13 protein-coding genes are annotated in these 16,969 nt (G+C 40.2%); 8 read left to right on the top strand and 5 right to left on the bottom strand.

The genetic code is table 11. From position 1 onward, the window contains the following. Nucleotides 1–500: 500 nt before the first annotated feature. The 7 genes from ACWIB3_RS09905 to ACWIB3_RS09875 are packed head-to-tail and all read left to right on the top strand — an operon-like array spanning nucleotide 501 to nucleotide 9,707. Entirely contained in the window at nucleotides 501–3,530 is a 3,030-nt protein-coding gene (locus ACWIB3_RS09905) for a tetratricopeptide repeat protein (RefSeq protein WP_254529481.1), read from the top strand. A 12-nt stretch (nucleotides 3,531–3,542) separates the two neighbouring features. After that, complete coding sequence (locus ACWIB3_RS09900; RefSeq protein WP_185213450.1) at nucleotides 3,543–5,258, top strand: TonB-dependent receptor; 1,716 nt, start codon at nucleotides 3,543–3,545, stop codon at nucleotides 5,256–5,258. A 37-nt stretch (nucleotides 5,259–5,295) separates the two neighbouring features. After that, entirely contained in the window at nucleotides 5,296–6,342 is a 1,047-nt protein-coding gene (locus tag ACWIB3_RS09895) for a hypothetical protein (protein ID WP_454291502.1), read from the top strand. Between the two features lie 34 nt (nucleotides 6,343–6,376). Then, nucleotides 6,377–7,075, top strand: a complete 699-nt coding sequence (locus tag ACWIB3_RS09890; protein WP_185213452.1) for a MotA/TolQ/ExbB proton channel family protein — start codon at nucleotides 6,377–6,379, stop codon at nucleotides 7,073–7,075. A 32-nt stretch (nucleotides 7,076–7,107) separates the two neighbouring features. Further along, the gene (locus ACWIB3_RS09885; protein ID WP_185213453.1) at nucleotides 7,108–7,515 is read left to right on the top strand and encodes an ExbD/TolR family protein; all 408 of its coding nucleotides are present in this window, start codon (nucleotides 7,108–7,110) and stop codon (nucleotides 7,513–7,515) included. Between the two features lie 58 nt (nucleotides 7,516–7,573). Then, nucleotides 7,574–8,395: an energy transducer TonB gene (locus tag ACWIB3_RS09880; RefSeq protein WP_185217745.1), complete on the top strand. Its 822-nt coding sequence runs from the start codon at nucleotides 7,574–7,576 to the stop codon at nucleotides 8,393–8,395. A gap of 10 nt (nucleotides 8,396–8,405) precedes the next feature. Beyond that, the gene (locus tag ACWIB3_RS09875; RefSeq protein ID WP_454291501.1) at nucleotides 8,406–9,707 is read left to right on the top strand and encodes a bifunctional folylpolyglutamate synthase/dihydrofolate synthase; all 1,302 of its coding nucleotides are present in this window, start codon (nucleotides 8,406–8,408) and stop codon (nucleotides 9,705–9,707) included. Here the strand turns inward: ACWIB3_RS09875 and ACWIB3_RS09870 are convergent. From ACWIB3_RS09870 to ACWIB3_RS09850, 5 genes are all read right to left on the bottom strand, one after another. Further along, nucleotides 9,694–10,716: an asparaginase gene (locus ACWIB3_RS09870; RefSeq protein WP_454291500.1), complete on the bottom strand. Its 1,023-nt coding sequence runs from the start codon at nucleotides 10,714–10,716 to the stop codon at nucleotides 9,694–9,696. The two genes, ACWIB3_RS09875 and ACWIB3_RS09870, sit on opposite strands and share 14 nt — an antisense overlap. Nucleotides 10,717–10,719: 3 nt before the next feature. Beyond that, complete coding sequence (locus ACWIB3_RS09865) at nucleotides 10,720–11,514, bottom strand: TatD family hydrolase (protein ID WP_454291499.1); 795 nt, start codon at nucleotides 11,512–11,514, stop codon at nucleotides 10,720–10,722. Between the two features lie 109 nt (nucleotides 11,515–11,623). Then, a complete protein-coding gene (locus tag ACWIB3_RS09860) occupies nucleotides 11,624–12,616 on the bottom strand; it encodes an FKBP-type peptidyl-prolyl cis-trans isomerase (RefSeq protein ID WP_185213458.1) in 993 nt (330 codons plus the stop codon). A gap of 27 nt (nucleotides 12,617–12,643) precedes the next feature. Continuing rightward, nucleotides 12,644–13,651 (bottom strand): DHH family phosphoesterase, encoded by a 1,008-nt coding sequence (locus ACWIB3_RS09855; RefSeq protein WP_454291498.1) that lies wholly within the window; start codon nucleotides 13,649–13,651, stop codon nucleotides 12,644–12,646. 116 nt (nucleotides 13,652–13,767) lie between these two features. Then, nucleotides 13,768–16,416 carry a hypothetical protein gene (locus ACWIB3_RS09850; protein WP_454291497.1) on the bottom strand — a complete coding sequence of 883 codons (2,649 nt, stop codon included), beginning with the start codon at nucleotides 16,414–16,416 and terminating at the stop codon, nucleotides 13,768–13,770. Nucleotides 16,417–16,548: 132 nt separating this feature from the next. On the opposite strand from ACWIB3_RS09850, the gene ACWIB3_RS09845 reads away from it, so the two are divergent. Continuing rightward, nucleotides 16,549–16,938 carry a DUF423 domain-containing protein gene (locus ACWIB3_RS09845; protein ID WP_454291496.1) on the top strand — a complete coding sequence of 130 codons (390 nt, stop codon included), beginning with the start codon at nucleotides 16,549–16,551 and terminating at the stop codon, nucleotides 16,936–16,938. Nucleotides 16,939–16,969: the final 31 nt, after the last annotated feature.

The raw sequence follows: 16,969 nt of genomic DNA, 5'->3' as shown, positions 1-16,969 counted from the left end.
AATAGAAAAGGTATTGGGATTTTATTTGTCCTAATTTGAATTTTTCTTATAACTCATTAGATAAAAAAGAGCCTAGAATTCTATAATTCTAGGCTCTTCTTATGATGGTCGGATGTGCAAAACTTTCCGGTCGAAATATTACATGTTGGAACAACTTTTGAACTTTGTCTATGGGGAACTTTGGTGTAATTTTTTTGATAGATTGGAACAAGATTTTTGCTATAAATGAGATTAATTTTTGATGGAGGAATTGGAAATATATCCCGCTTTAGTTTAGGGATTAGTTCTACTGTCTTATGTCTTTTGTCTGATGTCTTTCTCCTTTTGTTAAATAAAGTTAAATAGCTCAGGTTATCCACAGTTGTTAACAACTTTTGAGGAAAACATTGAAGTTATCCATTAATTTCGTAGGTTGAAGGCTTGTACCATCTTGTCAAGGTGTTACAGCACGATTTTCAATAAAAATACTGACGCATTCATTTTAAGGAGTATTCAATCATATGTATAAAAAAATTTACCAGTTAGGTGTGGCGATGAGCTTATTGAGTACACCGGTATTGGCGCAACATTCTGCATGGCAAGAGGTGAATAAAGCCTACAAGGATGGGCTGGAGTTGTATGAAAGAGGGAAGTTCAGTTCTGCTGCAAAACAATTTGATAAGTTTGAGGAGATCAGGACGAAATCATCACTTCAGTTGGACGAAACGAAGGAATTAAGCTTACTCAAAGAGAATGTTCGATTTTATCAAGCTGTTTGTGCTTTAGAGTTGGGAGAAACAGATGCTGAGAGCCGCTTCTTGAAATACATAAAAGATTATCCAGCAAGTGCAAATTCCAAAGCAGCCTATTTCCAGATCGGAAAGTCCTATTATGCTCAAAAAGACTATCCAAAAGCCATTGAATGGTTTGAAAAGATTGACAGTAAGAATTTAGCAGGAGCGGAGAATACCGAATACCGTTTCAAATTGGCCTATGCAAAATTTATGACGGGAGACTATGAGGCTGCTAGACCTGTTTTCAATGAACTGAAAGATCTAAGGGGACAGTACCAAGAGGCTTCTATCTATTATTCGGCTTACCTAAGCTATTTAAACCAAGAATATAAAACTGCACTGAATGAGTTTGAGCGTCTGGAAGGATCAAAAACTTATGAGAACAGTTATCCATATTATATCACAGCCTTGTACTTCTTGGATAAGCGTTATGATGATGTATTGAGTTATGCATTGCCTAAGCTAGAAACCACTAAGCAGGAAAGTGAGACAGAGATGTTGCGCATCATCGCAGCAACCTATTTCATCAAAGGTGACTTGGAGAAATCGAAAGACTTTTACGATAGGTTCCAAGCACAAGACCAAGGTAAGACCCAAAACAATCAAGATAGCTACCAAATCGGTTATATCAACTATAAATTAGGCGAGTACGAAAAAGCTATCTCTGAATTAGAGAAATTGGAAGAACCGGATGCCTATTTCCAAAGTGCCATGATCACTTTAGGGGATGCATTCTTGAAGACAGGCAATAAGCAAAGCGCACGGAACGCATTCTTCAGAGCTTCAAAATTAGATTTTGATCCACAATTAAAAGAAGAAGGTTTGTTCAACTATGCAAAACTGTCCTATGATCTAGAGTTTCACCAAGTAGCCTTGGATGCGATCAATGAGTACATGCAAACTTACCCAAGGTCAAAGCGCCAAGAAGAGGCGAAGACCTTATTGGCAGAGGTTTTATTAAGCACTAAAAACTACCGTGCTGCGGTGGATGTTTTGGAAGACTTGCCTAATAGAGGTAAAGATGCAAATGCTGCATACCAAAAAGTAACTTACTACCGCGGATTGGAATACTACAATGAGCGTGCATTTGAAAATGCCATTTCTATGTTCATGCGTTCTGAAGCTAACCGCAATGATGAAGAAATCTATGCATTAGCTACCTATTGGAAAGCAGAAGCGATGTATGAGGTCCGTAAGTATAAAGAATCTGTAGCTGCATTCAATAAATTCTTGCAATTGCCGGCAGCTAGAAAAACAGAGGTTTACAATTATGCAAATTATGCTTTAGCATATGCTGCCTTTAGAGCAGACAATTATAGTACGGCTGCAAATTACTTCGAGCGTTTCCTAGCCGGTGGCGGAAAAGATGGCATCGACCTGAATACCAGAAACGATGCGATGGCACGTGCAGCTGACTCGTACTTAGCTATCAAAAACTACAGCAAGGCAGCAAACTATTATGATCGTTTGATTGCTTCTGGAGCGCAGAGTCAGGACTATGCTTTGTTCCAAAAAGGTATCCTTTTAGGTCTTCAGGGGGATAATAATGGTAAGATTTCAACCTTGAATTCGGTAATGGCGAAATATCCAAAATCGAACTATGCGGATGATGTGGCATTTGAAATCCCTTATACTTATTTCTTAATGGGTGATCATGACCGTGCGATCGATGGTCTGCAAAAAATGGTTGAGCAATACCCAAGAAGTTCATACGTTCCTAGAGCATTGACAACGATCGGTCTGGTACAATATAACAAGGATGATAACGATGCGGCATTAGCTACTTTCCAACGTGTGGTAAACCAATATCCTACTACGGATGAGGCTAAACAAGCATTGGCATCTATCGAAAACATCTATTTGGATAAAGGGGATGCTTCGGGATATATCCGTTATGCTACAAGCACTAATATCGGTGACCTAAGTACAGCTGAACAAGATTCTCATACTTTCTCCATAGCGCGTACCTTATTTGACCGTGGTAACTGGCAAGCAGCTGTAGAAGCAGTGAATGCATACTTTGATAAATTCCCTAAACCTATTCAAGAGAAACATGCTCGTTTTATCCGTGCAGAAAGTAACGCGAACCTAGGCAAGGATACCGAGGCAATGCATGATTTCAATATCATCATGAATGATTGGACTTCGGCCTATACAGAGCGTACCTTGATCTCGGTTTCTAAACTACACTTGAGAAATAAAGCTTACAATGAAGCTGTACAGGTGTTGAAGAAATTGGAGTTGACTTCAGAATACAAGGAGAACTACGGATGGGCAGTAAACAACCTATTGGTAAGTTACTACAACATGGGTGATTATGCAGAGACATTGACCTATGCGAATATCATCAAGAAGTACGAGAAATCTTCAGAAGAGGATATCGCAAAAGCACATCTCTATGCTGCAAAAGCATACCTATCTACTTCAAAAGGGTCTGAGGGTATGAAAGAATTGAACCTGGCGGCTTTGAAATCTAAAACAGAGACTGGCGCTGAAGCGAGATTCTTGGTTGCGGAACAACAATTGAAAAATAAAAATTACGATGGTGCAATCAAATCTGCACTGGATATATCTGATTCCTTCTCTTCATATGACTATTGGGTAGCGAAAGGATTTATTGTAATGGCTCAGGCTTATGAGGGCAAGGGCGATAAATTCCAAGCTAAATCAACATTGGAAAGTGTAATCGACAATTATGAGAACACAGAAGATGGTATTTTGGATGAAGCGAAACAATTATTGGAAAAAATTAAATAAGAATAGGAAAAGATGAAGTTGAATACTGTTTTTAAACAATCTGCTATATTAACCTTAATGTTGGGGATGGGTGTAGGGGCATATGCTCAAAAAAGAGATACCACCGACCGTCCCGTAACATTGGATTCATTTGATATCGTTCGTGATTATAGACCTATTCTTGCTGATGCAGTAAAAATCCGTCGTAGTCCTGACATGTCAAACAAAAGAGAATATATGCCTAAATTAAACTATGGCAATGTTCCTGACAAAAAATTAGACATCAATACGGGCCTTAGTGAATTACAGATCATGGAAACTCCATTTTCTAGAATCATGGACCATAAGAGTAATTATGTGAAGTTTGGTGCGGGTAACTTCAATACCATCTTGGGTGAAGCTTACTTTGCAGTGGAAGATTACGAAGACATCCGTTTTGGTGGGTTCGCAAAACACCTAAGCCAAAAAGGAAATTTGGAAGACCAGAAATTCTCGAGACAGGAGATCGGTATTTTTGGTCGCCGTATCTTACCTAAGTTTACTTTGGATGGATTAATTGGCTACAATGGTTATGGGACCCGCTTTTATGGTATTCCAACTAACCAAGATGGATCTACCATCAATCCGACCCGCGAGGCACAGCGATTCAATGATATTTACTTCAGTGGAGAGTTGACCAGCAATTATGATCCTGCGAATGAGGATGCATTAAGCTACTCGGTAAAGGCGGATGCCTATACCTATAAGGATAAATTTGAGGCTGGTGAAAATTCCGTTGCGTTATCAGGTTACTTGAACAAACGCTACCGTGCATTTAACGCAGGTGCGAATGTGGCCTTGGACTATAACGGTCTTAAGGGAGTAAACACCTCAACCGGAAAATTAAATAACTCGATTGCTTCGATCAATCCGTATATCCGTTTCAAGGGAGATAACTACAACATTACCTTGGGAGCAAATATCGTTTCTGAATTTGGCGATAACTCTAGGTTCAACGTATTCCCAGAAGCAGAAGTTGATTTTGCTTTAGCGCCTGAGTACTTCTACATCTTTGGAGGGGTTACAGGAAATGTAGAAAAAGGTTCGTTCCGTGATTTTACACGCATCAACCCATATCTAGGTCCAAATGCCAACATCCAAAATACAGTGGAGCGTATGAATATCTATGGTGGTATCAAGGGTAATGCCGGTGCGACATTTGGATATAAGGTAAAAGGTTTCTACAGAAAAGTAGAAAGCATGGCCATGTTCGTGAACAATATGGAGACTCCGTTCAACTTTGATCTGGTTTATGATGGAAATGGTGACGATGCGGTTAAGCATGTGGGAATCGAAGGAGAGATCAATGTGAGGTTATCTTCATTGGTGAACTTGGGTGGTCGTCTGAATATTGATCAATATACCATGGTTGAGCAGGAAGAGGCTTGGCATATGCCGAAAATGCGTTTAGCGGCAAATGCAAGATTCAATATCTCTGAGAAATTGTTCATTGATGCAGAGGCCTTGTTCCACGGAAACGCCTATGCTCAAGAGTTCACTTACTTAAATGGTGTGCCTGATGGCAACCCATATAAAAAGGAAACCATTCCATCGTTCTTTGATCTGAGCGCTGGAGCAGAATATAAAGCAACGAAATACCTAGGTGTTTTTGTAAAGGCAAATAATATGTTGAATACAGAATACCAACGTTATTTATACTACCCTAAATTAGGTTTCAACATTTTAGGTGGTCTAAATTTTTCGTTTTAATCTAACAAACTTTAAATTTGCAGCAGCAAAGGAATAAATGGATTTAGGAAGATACATTCATCAGCTATTAAAGCATAGAAACGAGGTGTATGTGAAGGGTTTGGGAGTTTTCAAACGCATTCACACGCCTTCTGTATATGATGATCGCCGCGGAGTGTATTTGCCTCCAGTGACATATTTGGAATTTGACGGGAAATCTACTGATGGTGTTGATTTTATTGATTACATCCAACAGTCGAAACAAACCTCTAGACAATCGGCAGAGGCTGACGTGCATGATGCCGTATTGAATCTGCTGGAAACCATTAAAGAGAATGGATCGGTGACCTTGAACCATTTGGGGCAATTGATCAAGCATGGCTCATCTCTGGTGTTTAAGGCTGAGGATCTGAGCGGATTCCAATTGCAGCCGATAGAAGGTGCAGCGAGTCCGATCCCTGAACAGGTGGAAGTAGTTGAACCTACGACCCCTGAGCCTGAAGCGGAATTGCCAAAAGAGGAAGAGAAAGAAGAGATCGTTGAAGAGCCTGTAGTCGCTGTGGCAGAACAGGAAGTCGTATCAGAGGTTTATGAGGAGCCTCAGAGCACTGGTAAATCAAAATGGTATATTTGGGCCGCGGTCTTGGCTATTGTTGTCATTGCTGGTTTGTTTTATGTCAACCATACAAACAGCTCAGGCAAAACAGAGGAGAAGGAAGATAGCGTTTTGAATGCCGGTATCGTAGAACCTGACACCTCCGTTGCAAAACCTGTGGATACAAGCGGTACGGCGGCGGCTACTACGGTAGACAGTACAGCAAATACAAGTACAGGTAAGAAGGTGTACAATCCTTTGATCCCTGCAAATCACACTTATCAGATCGTTATAGGAACGCATGCTACTTTGGCTCAGGCCTATGAACAGGCGGAGTCATTTAACAAAGCGGGAATAGAATCTGTACGGGTAATTCCGAGCAACCTTGCACATAACAAGAAGAAAGTGATCTGGGATTCTTATGAAACAAAAGAACAGGCGGATTCTGCCCTGAAATATGTGAGGAAACATTATGTTGCGGATGCTTGGCATCAAAAAATAAACAAGTAAATCAATCAAACAGCACAAAATACGTTAATAAACTATGTCATTAGTACAAAACCCTGCAATCGTTGATACCTTGAATCAAGTACAACAACAACCGGTAGCATTAGCTACAACAGACAACCTTAACCTGCTTGAACTTCTGATGAAGGGTGGGTGGATTATGATTCCAATCTTATTGTTATTTTTCTTGGGATTGGTCATCTTTTTTGAACGATACATTACCATTCGCAAAGCCAGTAAATCCGAAGGCGGATTATTAGCTTCTGTAAAGAGCAGTGTATTGTCCGGAAAAATCGATGCTGCTATGGCTGCTTGTCGTTCCAACAACTCGGCATTATCAAGAATGTTGCAGAAAGGTTTGACACGTGTAGGTCGTCCGATCAAGGATATTGAAGGCGCGATTGAAAACCAAGGAAAATTGGAAGTTTCTCGTTTGGAGAAAAACATCAATATCTTGGGTATCATTGCCGGTATTGCTCCCATGCTAGGTTTCGTAGGAACGATCTTTGGGGTAATCCAGATCTTCCGTGATGTAGAGATGGCCGGTGGTATCGATATTGGTTCGGTATCTGGAGGTCTTTATGTGAAGATGATCGCATCGGCTTCGGGTCTGACCATTGGTATCTTGGCTTATATCGGTTACCATATCCTGAACATGATGGTAGAGCGCTTGATCTTGCGCATTGAGACTGATGCAATTGAATTTATCGATTTATTGGATGAGCCTAGCATGTAAGCTAGACCTGGTCCATTATTGAAAGGCTAAAAATGAATTTACGTAATAGAAGAAATAAACCCGCTGCAGAAGTACATACAGCTGCCCTGAATGACATCATGTTCTTCCTGATGTTGTTTTTCCTGTTGGCTTCGGCAGTATCTAACCCACAGGTGGTAAAATTGCTTTTACCAAAGTCCAGTGCTGGGGAGCAGTCGGTGGCTAAGAAAACCATGACGATCTCGATCACGAGTGATCTGGTTTACCATGTGGACAAACAAGCTATTCCATTGGAGAACCTGGAATCTTATATCCAATCCAATATTGCTACTGGTGAGGAATTGACCGTTATGCTTTATGCAGACAGTACAGTGCCTATCCAGAATGTAATTTCGGTAATGGATATTGCCAACAGATTGAAGGTCAAAATGGTATTGGCAACAGAGCCAAAGAAAGATTAATAATTTATTATTAAACGTTTTGGGCTGTAGAAGGTCGAATTAGAAGAGATCAAGGAAAATGTACTACAATCAATATCGAGAAGATAATAATCTTCCAAAGGCTTTAGGTATTTCATCACTGGTAATGGCTGGATTGGCCGTTATTGGTTTCTTTATTGTATTTGGTCAAAATCTTCCTGAATACGGTATGGGGGGTATCATAGTAAACTATGGTACATCTCCAGAAGGAATGGGAGATGATTACATGAGTGTGGATGAGCCATCAATGGATGAGAATGCCAACAATGTGAAACCGGACAAGATAGACCCGAATTCAACACCTATCCCTACGCCTTCTCAGCAGATTGCTGATAAAGCAGTAGCAACCCAGGATGTTGAAGAAGCACCAGCAGTTCCTAAAGCGGAGAAACCCGTAAAGGCAAATGCAGAACAGGCTACGGCGGAGAAAAAGAATGCGACACCAGCAGTGAATCCTAATGCTTTGTACAAAGGCAAGAAAAATAATGCGCAAGGTACAGGTGATGGTACTGGTTCTACACCAGGCAACCAAGGTTCTAAACTTGGGGATCCATTAGCTAGTAACTATGGCGAAGGTGGTTCGGGATTTGGTGATGCGATGTTATCACTGGAAAACAGACGTTTTACGGTGCCACCGAAGATAGATGACAATGGCCAGCAAACCGGTATTGTCAAGATTGAATTTACCGTGGACAAGAGTGGTAATATCGTGCGTGCCAGACAGGCTAAAGGTACGACCATTGCGGACTACAGATTAATTGAAAAGTGTATCCGTGCAGTTGAACAAGCACGATTGAATGCACTGCCTAATGCGCCTCAGACCCAAACGGGGCTAATTACCTTCAGATTTAGAGTAAGATAATTCTAATTATATGAAAACATTTGCAGAGGTAATCGAGTATTTGTTTGCTCGATTACCTATGTTTACTCGTGATGGCGCCAGTGCCATTAATCCCGATGTAGACAAAACTCTTTTGCTATGCCAGGCTCTTGGCAATCCCCATCAAAAGTTTAAATCAATCCATATTGCCGGAACCAATGGTAAAGGTTCTACTTCGCATATGCTTGCTTCTGTATTGGCAGCGTCTAAATTGAAAACAGGTCTGTATACTTCCCCCCATCTCGTGGATTTTAGGGAAAGGATCAGGATTGATGGTCAGATGATCCCTGAGCAGCTTGTTGTTGAATTTGTCAATGAACATCGAGTGCTGATTGAAGACCTTAAGCCTTCTTTCTTTGAGGTGACTGTTGCCATGGCATTTGATTATTTTGCTAAAGAGCAAGTTGATATTGCAGTGATCGAAGTAGGGCTAGGAGGAAGATTGGACAGCACCAATATCATTATGCCTGAGCTGTGTGTGATCACGAATATCGGAATGGACCATATGAATATCCTTGGTGATACATTGGAGCAGATAGCAGGGGAGAAAGCGGGTATAATCAAGCCACATGTGCCAGTGGTAGTTTCTGAAAAGCAGGGTGAGATAGAACATGTCTTCATTAATAAAGCTAAAGAAGGGGATAGCCCGATATTTTTTGCTGAAGACTATTATGAGGTACATCAGGTTGAGAAGAAGCAGACAGGCTTGGATATCACGGTTGAAAACAAGAAGACAGAAGAATGTATCACTTGGCAATTGGATCTTTCAGGTTCATATCAAAAGAAGAATATCCTTGGAGTGCTGAAGGCTATTGATCAATTGAGGGCTATGGGCTTTGAGTTAGGTGAAGAAGATATCAGGAAAGGTCTTAGTCAGGTCCAAGAATCTACAGGTTTGAAGGGAAGGTGGCAGACCTTGTCAACTGATCCTTGGATAATATGTGATACTGGGCATAATGAAGATGGGATAAAGGCTGTGGTTCGTAATCTGAGCACCTTAAATTTCAATAACCTTCACTTTGTCATTGGAGCAATGAAGGATAAAGATCTTTCACACATTCTACCTTTATTACCAAAACAAGCGACCTATTATTTTGCTGCACCCCAGATGCCTCGTGCAATGAAAGCAGCGGAACTGGCTGAACTTGCACATTCATTCGGCCTGAAGGGTGAAGAATATGCTTCGATTGATGCAGCTTATGAAGCCACCCTAAGGAATTACCAAGAGGGTGATCTCATATTTATCGGTGGAAGTACTTTTGTTGTTGCGGAAGTATTGACTAATCATTTTTAGTCAATTCGCCGCGAAGACTCTGCTGTACCCAATGTGCGACGTCCTCTTGACTGTCCAATTCACCTTGAAGGTACATAAGCTTGGTTACAGCAGTTTCAAAGGTCATGTCATACCCATTGAGCACTCCAATGCATTTCAAGCCCTGAGAAGTCTCGTAACGACCTAATTCTACAGAACCCACCTTACATTGCGAAATATCAAGGATATTCTTTCCCGATTTGATGGCTTCTTGGAGCAGTTCCAGGAACCAGGTATCCGTCATGGTATTTCCGCTACCAAAGGTTTCCATCACAATGCTTCTTACATCTGAATTCAATACCGCCTTAATGGTTTCGGGACTGATGCCAGGAAACAGTTTAAGAACCCCAACACGGTTGTCGATATGATAATGGCAGATAAAATCCTGCCCAGCATTATTGGCCAATACCTCATCATTGTATCGGATATGGATTCCAGCCTCGGCCAGTACGGGAAAGTTCGGGGAACGGAAAGCTTCGAATTTATCGGAATTGTATTTAAAGGATCGATTACCCCTGAAAAGTTTATTGTCAAAAAGGATACATACTTCCTGGATGATGGATTTGCCATCTCTCTTGGCAGAAGCAATCTCCAATGCTGTCATCAGGTTCTCGCGGGCATCCGTACGGATTTCCCCAATGGGTAATTGGGAACCGGAAAAAATAACAGGTTTCTGTAGGCCTTCCAATAGGAAGCTCAGCATGGATGCGGAGTAGGCCATGGTATCGGAGCCATGTAGGATTACAAAACCATCATAAAGCTCGTAATTGTCCTTGATGATCTTGGCCATCTCCAACCAGATGCTTGGACGCATATTGGAAGAGTCGATGATAGGCTCAAAAGAGTGCACAGTCAGTTTATAGTTCAGGCGATTTAGATCAGGTAGGTTCTTTTCAATCAGTTCAAAATCGAAAGGAATAAAAGTTCCGGTTTCTGGATCTTTTACCATACCAATGGTGCCACCGGTATAAATGATAAAAATATTGTACATCAATTAAATCTTAAATACTTGTTTAGAATTGTTGGTAGTTATTTCCGCGATCTTCTCAATTCCCATCTCATGTAAGTCTGCAACCTTTTGGGCTACATATAGCAGATAACTGCTTTCGTTTTCTTTTCCTCTGAAAGGTACGGGAGCCAGATACGGTGCATCTGTTTCCAGTACAATATGTTGTAAGTCGATTTCTTTCACAACGGCATCCAAGCCTGCTTTCTTAAAGGTAACCACGCCACCAATTCCTAGTTTGAATCCAAGGGCAATAGCGCGATGAGCCTGTTCTAAGCTACCGGTAAAGCAATGGAAAATGCCAAATAATTTCTCATCGGCCATTTCATCCAGTACCTCAAAGACTTCATCAAAAGCCTCCCTGCAATGGATAGATATAGGCAGTCCAAGGTCTTTAGCCCATTGGATCTGTTTTCTGAAAGCCTCTTTCTGGATTTCCAGAGTGGATTGATCCCAATATAGGTCGATCCCTATTTCACCAATGGCATAAATCTTTGACTCTTGAATCTTTGCGTAGATCTGATCCAATTGTTGTTGATAATCATCTTTTACATCGCAAGGATGCAAACCAAGCATAGGGAAACAGTTTTCAGGATAGGCTTCAACGGTTTGGAAAACCTTGTCGATGGACTCCACATCGACATTCGGAAGAAACAGTCTGCTGATACCATTCTTAAAACATCGGTCAAGCTGTTCTTTCAGTTTAGGGGTTCCAGCTTGATAATAGATATGAGTATGCGTGTCGGTTAAAGTCTGATTTTTCAGATCAATTTGCTCTTCCATGCTGCCAAAGTTAATATATTGTTAGTTAATCTGGTTCTATGGAATAAAAAAACGCAGTTCTCATAATGAAAACTGCGTTTTTTTATAAATTTTGTAAAAGAACTCCTTATTAGTTAACTGGAGTTTCTACTGGAGCACCTGTTGGAGCTATAACTTGCGGAGTATCACCTTTTGGACCAGGGATAATATCCAATACTTCTACGTCAAATACCAATGGAGCATAAGGAGGGATCAAGTTACTTTGCTGACGCTCACCATATCCTAATGAAGATGGGATAATCAACGTAGCTTTGCCACCTTTTTTCAATAATTGAAGACCTTCAGTCCATCCTGGAATAACAGGAGTATGACCAACACGTACGCGCAATGGCTCGTATTGTTTCATTGGGTGGAAGATACCTTTTTCTTTAGCTACCTCAGGGTTGCTAGTATCGAAGATTTTGTCGTTTGTCAAACCACCTGTATAGTTGATAACTACTGTATCACCAACAACTGGGTTTGCGCCAGTACCTTCAGTTTTGATTACGTATTGAAGACCAGTTGCAGTTTTCTTAGGTTGCAATTTGTTTTTCTCAACGTATTTAGCAATTTTTCCTTCTTCAGATTTTTTCAGACCTTCCATTTCAGCCAAGTAGTATTTGTTTACTTGTTCGAATAAAGCTGAATCTGTTAAGCTTCCTTTTTTGAAAAGTTTCTTAACCTTGATAGTAAATTGAATGTATTTATCTGCAAAGTCAGGTTTTGGTTGGCCTGTTTTAGCAGCCATAGTATCTAAGTCCAATTTGAATGTTGCACTATCACCTTCACCTAACATTTTCAAGATCGTGTTGTTGTCACCAGCGTATCCGCCTTGAACCAATGAATCAGGGATTACAGGGGCGATCTGTGGCAATCCTACATCATAAGTACTTGCCAATAAAGAGTCACGGTCTGTTTTAACAACAATATCCATGGCTAGAACATCTCCACCTACAGCTTTTTCACCACCTTTGTCTTCGAAGAATTTATATTCTAGACCACCTTCACCTTTTTTGAAACTTTGGCATGATGAAGCTAGAAAAAGACCAGCTAATGCTGTTAATACTAAAATCGATTTTTTCATTTTTTTATTTATAACGCTTATTATATTCTATTTTAAATAACTTGAGTACTCCGGAAGGATAGATTTGAATTTTGCTACCACATCTTCCAACTTCTCTGTTGAATTGCCACCCGCGGCATTCAAATGCCCTCCACCATTGAAATATTTCCTGCAGATCTCATTGCAAGGGATATCGCCAATCGAACGCAAAGATAATTTAATTAATTCAGTTCTATCAATAAATAAACCGGCTAATCTAATCCCTTTTATCGATAATGCATAGTTCACCAAACCTTCGGTATCTCCGGTGCTGACATTGAATTTCAAAAGATCATCTTTGGTCAATGAAAACAATGCCGTATTGTATTCGGGAATCACCTCCAAACAGTTCAAAAGGCTATAGCCTAAGAACTTTAAACGGTTTTCTGTGGAACTATTGTATATATTCTCATGAATTTCCCAATTCTTTGCCCCTGCATCGATCAGGTTGGCAATGATATGGTGAACCGCAGAGGTGGTAGACCTGAAACGGAATGAACCGGTATCCGTCATGATCCCTGCATATAAACATGATGCAATTTCAGCAGTGATGGATTCTTTGTCGTGGTAGACATTTGCAATAAAGGTGTAAACCAACTGTGCCGTTGCTGCTGCGCTGGAGTCCCAATACTCAACGGTTGCGAAATCTTCTGGATCTAAATGATGGTCAATCATCCATTTCTGGCCTTTGGCCTCACGGATTATGGGTTCCAGAATATTGGTCCTCGAAAGGGCACTATAATCTAAACAGAAGATTATTTCTGCTTCATCAAATAGTTTTTGGGATTCCTCAGGTTGATCAGGAAAGTATATTAGGTCTGCAAAGCCAGGCATCCAGCTTAAAAAGTCTGGAAAATCAGATGACAGCACAACATTCACCTCATGGCCTTTTCCTTTAAGCCAGTGATATAGTCCTAATGATGAGCCTAAAGCATCTCCATCGGGTTTATGATGAGTGGTAATTATTATCTTTTTAGGTCTGGAAAGCTCTTCTAAATATTCTTCTCCTTGTAGCATACGTTTTTTGTGAATGCAAACCTAATGAAAAAAAGTTTGCAATTAAAAATTTTTACGGCTTAATATCTTACTTTATTTAAATTATCGCCAATCTAAATCAATTGAAAATTAGTCTGTTAATGTCGGAAGGCGTAGATTTTGTAATCTCGCTTTGTCGTTAATAAATAATTGCCAGAATTGTAATTGATTTTGCCGTAATAGAACAGTGGTAATCCTTCCACAGGGAAGCCGTCTGCCAATGATCCATTTTCAGCAAATAGATAGACTAAATTCTCTTGGTCTGCAATTCCAAGTTGAAACATACTGCTGGAAACCGGGAAGAAATTAGGTTCTGCATCTATATTTTGGGTGAACGTATAGTCATAAAGTTGTCTTGGGCTGTCTCCAAGTTCTAAAACCTGAAGGTAGGAGCCATCTACTACGATCAATTCTGGAGCAGTGGTACCATTGATATTTTCAAAGTAAGCATCATAGCCTTTTTTCCATTCCCCATTCAGAACGACCTTGCTTGTTCCGTCTGCCTTTATTTGGTGTAATTTACCCTCATTATCTGTGCAATAAAACTCATAATTATTTTCCTTGTTCACTATTCCCATCGAACCCACAAACGTAACATCCCCTGGAATGTCAATTTCCTTTGTTTTATTGCCAGTTTGGTCAAAGAAATAAATTCTTCCGAAACTGCTGGCAACCACGGCCTGCTGGTCAATAAAGTGAATTGGTCCAAGAAGTTCACCTTCTATTCTTGCATTGTCCCATCCGCTGACCGGTCCGCCTTCCATGTCATATGCCATTATTCTGTCCTTTGCAGGGATCAAAATGATCTGTTGACCACTGAACTCCGCGATGGTTGGACTTCCTGTAGGTTCAGAAGAAACACTGGTGGAGAAGCCTTGTAATGTTTTTCCACTGGTATCGAATCGATATAATCTCCTTCTGTCGGTAACCAATAACAGACTCCGGTCGGCCAATTGTTTTGCCTTGCCAACAATTCTACCCGAAAACACGGAGGACCATAGTTTATTCCCAGAAGGATGGATGGCATGCACTGTATGGTCTTGTTCCTGTACGAGGATGAATTGGGAAGTATCGGAATGTTCAAAAACATAAGGGCCATTGATCAACCTACTGCCCATATCATAAGTCCATTCGGGAGTCACTCCCAATCGGTTTTTACTTTTATAGATGGCGTAGAACCTGCTGATGAAATTCCCTGTATTTCCTGATAATTGTAAAGACCAAGAATAAAAATCCTGGAATCCATATTCATCATCGTCCCTGAACTTACGGCTATATTCAGATTTCAAGGTGTTATTAATGAAGTTGCCGCCGTTTTTAGTATTGATAAAGAAGGTGACATTGGCCTCGTTGCCCTGTATCTGTTCATAATTCTTAAAACCTAGACTCGCAACCAACAAATCCTTGTTTTTCCATTTGCGCACATATTCCTGCACTGTGAATAATTGATTTGCCATGACTAACATATCATTGATACGTACGAAATATGGTCTTGAAAAAGCTTTAAGTCCTTCCCCAAAGTAACGATAAGGAATATTGGCAAATCTAAATCTATAAGTACTATCACTTACGTTTTCCGCAATATTATCGATGATCTCATTCAGTTTGCTGCTGTCCTGAATGGTGATGAAACCTAAATAATCAGAATTGCTCTGCTCAGCAACAGCAAAGTTGCCAGCCAAGGTTGACTGAAAGTCTGCCAATAGACCTTCCCGATTGTTGTTTATTTCCTTGGCTTGTCCCTGTAATTGCTGGAAGTTATCCTGTTTGGATTGCCAGATCGCTAGGTCTTCAAACCAAGATTTGGAATCACTGAAAGAGTACTCCACATACATCATGGTATTTGAAGGGAAATAATTGTATAAGCGTTGGTTGGTTTTGCTTTGGTTTGCAAAAAGTCCAATATACTCGCTGTCCTTATCAACCAGCTGACTTTCACCCGTCAGCATCAGGGCATCTTGTTTGAAATTGATGTTCCAAACGGTTTCTCCCTTTAAATTTACAAATTGCCTTAAGAAATCACCGGGGCGATTTTCCTTGAATACAGAAATGAAGGATGCGATGTTTTGTTGGGGAACATAAATGGTAAATGGCGCATTCCGATTGTTATGTTCATTAAAGAAGGTAACCTGCTCTTTTTTAAGTTTTTCAACTTTCTTGTCATTTACTTTGACCAAAAGTCCCTTGTTGAAACTGGAGAAGAAGGTATTTTCCTGGTAAGTCACATAAAAAACGGAGTCCAGTTTTTTGTCATCCTTGAAAGTCGTGTCCTTTTCGATGTTCTTGAATTCATAGATGCGTATTCCAGCTGTATCGGCAGTATTTACTTTATACTTTTTGCTCAGGGTAAGGAAGGTCTGATCCAATACAGATTGGTCGACTTGATCCATGCTATGGATGCTAAACAAGGTGCTTATTCCTTTTTTCTCTGGATGGAAAGACATCAAGATTTCAGCTCCTCCAACCAATGGAGACAGTTCTTTGTTACGAAGTAAGTTTTGTTTCAGTTGTTTGAGTTCATGCATGGCGTGTTTGCCCAGCATGGCTTCAAAAATCTCAAAATCCTTGAAGATATTGTCTGTTGTTGCATCATTTAGGAATGATGCGATTAAATAGGTGTCCTCCGGTAAATGCTGTACTGGTCCTACGTATTCTTGTTGTTCCTTGTTTAAATCCCCAAAGTAAAATACCGACGCAACCACCACCGCAATAAATAGAAGGATTGAAACAATTATTGTATTTCTCATGGACGAATAGTCTTCCTTTTGTTTGTTTTAGTGTTCAATATAGACAAAATTGCAAAAATAGGAGTGCTTTTTAAGAAGTTATTTTATACATTTATAAACGAAAAATCATAAGCGATTATTTTAGCTTTATTTATGAACAAACAAATTATCCTAACTGCTTCTTTTTTCGGTTTGTTAGCTGTAATACTTGGTGCATTCGGTGCACATGGTCTTGAAGGTAAGATTTCTGAGAAACAACTAGAAATTTGGGGTACTGCAAATCAGTACCATTTCTATCATACCTTGGCACTTTTATTCCTATCCACATTTTCTAGAGCAAAAAGCCAGTCCATTAAAGTTTCGTATATCATGTTCACTATCGGTATATTCCTTTTTTCAGGGTCCTTATACCTCTTGAGCACAAGAAACCTACTTGGCATTGAAAATATCTCTGTTATTGGTCCGGTGACTCCTTTAGGAGGACTATGCTTTATGGTCGGCTGGGTTGCCTTGTTCATTGCAGCAATGAGAAATAGAGCTTAATCTGTATTGACTATTCTCAAAATAGAATTGA

It is taken from the genome of Sphingobacterium sp. NPDC055431 (genome assembly GCF_053644255.1).
Note: the sequence above shows the minus strand (reverse complement) of the source record. Positions and strands in the feature narration are given on the sequence as shown.

What these genes read in the sequence shown, in the direction of transcription:
- ACWIB3_RS09905 (WP_254529481.1), top strand. Translation starts at nt 501, where the DNA reads ATGTATAAAAAAATTTACCAGTTAGGTGTGGCGATGAGCTTATTGAGT.
- ACWIB3_RS09900 (WP_185213450.1), top strand. Translation starts at nt 3,543, where the DNA reads ATGAAGTTGAATACTGTTTTTAAACAATCTGCTATATTAACCTTAATG.
- ACWIB3_RS09895 (WP_454291502.1), top strand. Translation starts at nt 5,296, where the DNA reads ATGGATTTAGGAAGATACATTCATCAGCTATTAAAGCATAGAAACGAG.
- ACWIB3_RS09890 (WP_185213452.1), top strand. Translation starts at nt 6,377, where the DNA reads ATGTCATTAGTACAAAACCCTGCAATCGTTGATACCTTGAATCAAGTA.
- ACWIB3_RS09885 (WP_185213453.1), top strand. Translation starts at nt 7,108, where the DNA reads ATGAATTTACGTAATAGAAGAAATAAACCCGCTGCAGAAGTACATACA.
- ACWIB3_RS09880 (WP_185217745.1), top strand. Translation starts at nt 7,574, where the DNA reads ATGTACTACAATCAATATCGAGAAGATAATAATCTTCCAAAGGCTTTA.
- ACWIB3_RS09875 (WP_454291501.1), top strand. Translation starts at nt 8,406, where the DNA reads ATGAAAACATTTGCAGAGGTAATCGAGTATTTGTTTGCTCGATTACCT.
- ACWIB3_RS09870 (WP_454291500.1), bottom strand. Translation starts at nt 10,716, where the DNA reads ATGTACAATATTTTTATCATTTATACCGGTGGCACCATTGGTATGGTA.
- ACWIB3_RS09865 (WP_454291499.1), bottom strand. Translation starts at nt 11,514, where the DNA reads ATGGAAGAGCAAATTGATCTGAAAAATCAGACTTTAACCGACACGCAT.
- ACWIB3_RS09860 (WP_185213458.1), bottom strand. Translation starts at nt 12,616, where the DNA reads ATGAAAAAATCGATTTTAGTATTAACAGCATTAGCTGGTCTTTTTCTA.
- ACWIB3_RS09855 (WP_454291498.1), bottom strand. Translation starts at nt 13,651, where the DNA reads ATGCTACAAGGAGAAGAATATTTAGAAGAGCTTTCCAGACCTAAAAAG.
- ACWIB3_RS09850 (WP_454291497.1), bottom strand. Translation starts at nt 16,416, where the DNA reads ATGAGAAATACAATAATTGTTTCAATCCTTCTATTTATTGCGGTGGTG.
- ACWIB3_RS09845 (WP_454291496.1), top strand. Translation starts at nt 16,549, where the DNA reads ATGAACAAACAAATTATCCTAACTGCTTCTTTTTTCGGTTTGTTAGCT.